Source organism: Devosia sp., from assembly GCF_030689745.1.
Taxonomy (GTDB): domain Bacteria; phylum Pseudomonadota; class Alphaproteobacteria; order Rhizobiales; family Devosiaceae; genus Devosia; species Devosia alba.
In genome coordinates, this window is sequence record NZ_JAUYGL010000008.1 from 1 (window position 1) to 3,867 (window position 3,867).

The 3,867-nt window shown below is 47.0% G+C and carries 5 protein-coding genes; all 5 read left to right on the top strand.

Features of this window, described 5'->3' with window-relative positions:
• Positions 1-707: hypothetical protein (locus Q8O80_RS00920; RefSeq protein WP_305575960.1), on the top strand; the 707-nt coding region annotated here is incomplete at its 5' end.
• Positions 708-759: 52 nt separating this feature from the next.
• The gene (locus Q8O80_RS00925; RefSeq protein WP_305575962.1) at positions 760-1,278 is read left to right on the top strand and encodes a hypothetical protein; all 519 of its coding nucleotides are present in this window, start codon (positions 760-762) and stop codon (positions 1,276-1,278) included.
• Positions 1,275-2,378 carry a hypothetical protein gene (locus Q8O80_RS00930; RefSeq protein WP_305575964.1) on the top strand — a complete coding sequence of 368 codons (1,104 nt, stop codon included), beginning with the start codon at positions 1,275-1,277 and terminating at the stop codon, positions 2,376-2,378. The genes Q8O80_RS00925 and Q8O80_RS00930 overlap by 4 nt, the downstream gene beginning before the upstream one ends.
• Positions 2,379-2,442: 64 nt before the next feature.
• Positions 2,443-2,940, top strand: a complete 498-nt coding sequence (locus tag Q8O80_RS00935) for a hypothetical protein (protein WP_305575966.1) — start codon at positions 2,443-2,445, stop codon at positions 2,938-2,940.
• Positions 2,941-3,080: 140 nt separating this feature from the next.
• Positions 3,081-3,731 (top strand): DUF4145 domain-containing protein, encoded by a 651-nt coding sequence (locus tag Q8O80_RS00940; protein WP_305575968.1) that lies wholly within the window; start codon positions 3,081-3,083, stop codon positions 3,729-3,731.
• Positions 3,732-3,867: the final 136 nt, after the last annotated feature.

Genomic DNA, 3,867 nt, shown 5'->3' on the forward strand with positions numbered 1-3,867 from the left:
TACAACCTCGCGAGTGCGTTAAAAATCCCAAGTTGGGGCGAGGTCATATGTTAATTTTTGGAGCGGATAGTGGAAGTGGCTTGTCTCCGCGTAGCGGCTTCGTCCAACCCTACGCTCAAGCGGGACTGCGCAAAAGCGCGCAGCCCCTTAGCTCCACGTTCGGCCTCTATTCGCACATGATTACCTCTTGGCAAGTTGCTACAGCAGCAGAGGCATTCGCGGCAGCTCAGTTCGCGCGGTGCGGGTGGGATGTGTCGGTCCAGTACGGAGCCAATCAACCCGAGTACGACCTTGTTGCCGTAAATGGCGAACGAATACTGAAAGTTTCGGTCAAGGGAAGCCAAGACGGCGGGTGGGGGCTAACGCAGTCGTATATCGCTAACGCCGACTACCACGGTGCTGCCGATAAATGGTTGAACAAACATTCCAAGAAGACAGTGTTCTGTCTCGTTCAATTCCGTGGCGTCGCCGTTGATGCACTGCCGCGCATGTACCTTGCTGCCCCTACTGAAATTGCGTTGTGGTTGAAGGCTGCGGCTGCAGGGCGCGGTGACACCATTCTGTACGAAGAGCATATCTGGACAGAACGTGCTAAGGCCGCTGGTACTATCGACCGCATACCCGTGGTATGGAAATTCACTGAAAAGCGGCTCATTGAAATTGCAGGGTTGGCCGAACCCATCATTCCACCGGACGCTGCGCGATGAAGCCGCGCAGCGCCGGTGAATTCAAACGTTAGAACTTATTGCCGGACAATTTATGAAGCACTCTGATTACTGTCAGCTTTGGACCAAGCAAGAAGACCGGTTCGCCGAATGGCGGGACGCGCTGCGCAAACAGTGCGTCCTGCTTCGAGACGCGTTCGTAGCCCGTGTCGAACCGCCGGATGAACCTTGGGTCAACCCGGTTTCGGGTGAGAGCCATTCTTACGTTGATCTTCTATACCTTCATCCCGAAACGAAACGCATGAAAGGTCATATTCCAAAAGAGGCGATAACCGAGAAAGGCGAACTGATGTTCGGACTCGCTATCACCTTTGATCGTGACAGAAACAGCTTTCCGAAGGAAACTTGTTACCTGCAGTTAGCTGTGCGATTCAATGCAGGTCAAGCCCAGTTTAGTTTCTTTAGAACTGAATCTGATGGAGCAGAAACACCTCCGGGGTGGGTTAGCGATGTCCCAAAGTTCGTTGAACTTATGCTTGAGCGTTTACAAGACTATGTCGAATTTGACCCATTTGCGGGTGCCCGTAACAAGGCGGGAATCGGCTTTTTATGATGCAGAGTTCTACGCTCAAGCGGGTCTGCGCAAAAGCGCGCATCCCCTTTTTAAATGTTGAGCAAAAAACACCCAAATGGAGATTCCCAATGAACAGAGCCGGGTATTTTGCAGCAGTAATATCCTTAATTCTTTTCTTTGCCGGATGCACTTTAGCCCCTAATCCGAAGGAAGTTCTTTCTGACTATCTTGATAACTATTTTCAAGGCAATTCCGAAAAAGCTTATGAGTTCCTATCTGCCGAAGATAAAACCATCAAGAGCCAGCAAGATTTTTCGACCGCTTTTTTTGGCGGTTTTACAAAAGCCTTAGCTGGAAAAACAACTTTCAGCATCAAAGAGGTTAAGGTGTCAGGAGATAAAGCTTTAGCAACAGTTGATGTCACTAAACCAGACCTCAATCAAGTTATGGGAGAATTTCTCGGTACTGCCATGAAATCGATCTTGAGTGGCGGCAAACCTGATGAAAAAGAGATGGAAAAAATTGTTGCTGAAAAAATGAAGGGCAAGAATCTACCTACTACCACTAAAACAGAACAATTCGATCTTGTTAAAGGAAAGGACGGATGGCGGGTCTACATGGGATGGGCGAACGAAAAAAAGATCAACGAACTGAAAGCGGCGGCAGAGAAACTGGAGAGACAGAAAAATTTTGCAGAAGCTAAGGCCAAGTATTCTGAAATCATGGCACTGTCTTCAAGGGACGATGAGGCTCCTAGGAAAGTCAAGGAGCTTGATGAGAAGGTAGTTGAATACAAGGAAAAACGAGCCTACTTCCCGAATATCGAGATACGAAACATTGAAATCAGGGAGTTGAAATATTTACACGGATCGGCTGCATTTGGAGAGATCAAAAATAAAGGGGATAGGTCGCTCAAGCGGGTTGAAGTAACAACCTATTGCCTAGACAAGGATGATAAGGTTGTTTTCGAGAAAGATTCTTCTGCGGTTCTTGTGTCAGAATATTCCTTTGGGGGACGAGACAATACGCCTCTAAAGCCGAATTACAGCCGACAATTCATCGGTGGTTTGTTGGATTCTGCTCCGTCAGACTGGAGTGGCAAAGTCAGGGTTGAAGTTACGGACTTGGAATTCGAGTAGGCCGCACATGCGTCTGACACAGCATTAGGGTCGTGCCTCGGTAGCCAATTGAAAGGGAATTAATGTGAGAAAAATAGCTGCGGTAATGCTGTTTGTGGCGTGCCAAATAGTTTATGCGGATGATGATCTGGTGAACTGTCGATGGGAAAACGGGGAGTCAATGTCCGAATCGACGTGCAATGATCAGCGAGAGCTTCAGCAGGAAAGGGATGGCGTTTTTGTGGATAAACCAATCCCCCTCAAACAACGCAATCTTTCTCTGACTAAAAACGAAAAAGCAATGATCTCTAATGCAGTCAAACTTAAACTGAAAGACCCGGACGCTGCAAAATTTAAGTGGGTTAAGTTAGCTGAAAAGAGTTGGTATGTTCACTATTGCGGCATGGTTAATTCAAAAAATAGTTATGGAGGTTACGTTGGCTTTCAACCATTTGTGGCTGTTCTCACTTGGACAAAAGGCAAATTAGATTCGAATATTAAAATCGACATTGATGATCCTGAGAGCGCGATTGAATTTTGCGAAAAAATTGGCTACACAGATTTGCTATCGGCAAAAAATTAGCCAAGGAAATCAAGAATCAAAGGGGCTAAGAGTCAGCACATATGCGCGCAATTCAAAAAAGTTCTAACCCGACATTCAACCCGGACTCCGCAAAAGCGCGGAGCCGGTTAATTCCACGTTAGGGCAATTAAGAGGATTGTATGGTCGAGAAAAAACATACCGCAGCTTTTACTTGCACGCACTGCGGCAACAAAGCTCCAATGCTTATAGTTGCCGAATATAGCCACATTAAAAATCACGACGACGAAGAATCAGGCATGTCATGGGAGGCAGGCCCATACTGGGAAGTTCTTGAATGCCTTTCCTGTAATAGTGTTTTATTCAGAAAAGGCTACTGGCATGACCTACTCACTGATGAGTGTGGGCCAGAATACGAAATTCTTTATCCAAACGGCCCTCAGGTAATTCGTGGGCTACCACAACAAATATCCAAGTCCTACGAAGCCGCTCAAAGAGTAAAGACCATCGATTCCAACGCCTTCGCGGTACTTCTTGGCAGGGTTCTCGATCTTGTGTGTATCGACAAAAACGCTGTCGGAGATGATTTATTTCAACGCCTTGAGGACATCGCTAAAAAGGGCATCATGCCGCAACAACTCGCCGATATGGCTCACGCTCTTCGCCACCTTAGAAATATTGGTGCTCATGCTAATCTCGGTGAACTTACCCCAGCAGAAGTACCAATTCTTGAGGGGCTCAGCAAAGCCATACTTGAGTATGTTTATTCTGCGCCTGCTCTAGTTCAGCTTGTGCAATCTAAGATCGATGCACTCAAGGCAAAAAAGCCCTAACGAGTAAGGTTAGATTGTGATCGCGCAGCGAGCCACAATCTGAACCGTTTGTTGGACAAGCCCGGTCTGGATGCGAGTTTTATATATGGAAATATCTTTTTGACCTGCACGGTTTTCCGGGGGCTATTTTCCTTCA